Genomic DNA, 237 nt, shown 5'->3' with positions numbered 1-237 from the left:
CAAAACTTCGTTCTCTCCTGAGTGGATCCTGAGTACGGCGGAACACGTGAAATTCCGTCGGAATCCGGGAGGACCATCTCCCAAGGCTAAATACTCCCTAGTGACCGATAGTGAACCAGTACCGTGAGGGAAAGGTGAAAAGCACCCCGGAAGGGGAGTGAAAGAGATCCTGAAACCGTGTGCCTACAAGTAGTCAGAGCCCGTTAACGGGTGATGGCGTGCCTTTTGTAGAATGAA

1 rRNA gene is annotated in these 237 nt (G+C 51.9%); it reads left to right on the top strand.

Going from position 1 to position 237, the window contains the following annotated elements:
• Positions 1-237: ribosomal RNA gene (locus NUM_RS24500) — 23S ribosomal RNA — on the top strand; the annotation flags it as partial.

The organism is Actinocatenispora comari (assembly GCF_017312725.1).
Taxonomy (GTDB): Bacteria; Actinomycetota; Actinomycetes; order Mycobacteriales; family Micromonosporaceae; genus Actinocatenispora; species Actinocatenispora comari.
The sequence above is the reverse complement of the archived record's forward strand: the minus strand, read 5'-3'. Positions and strand labels throughout refer to the sequence as shown.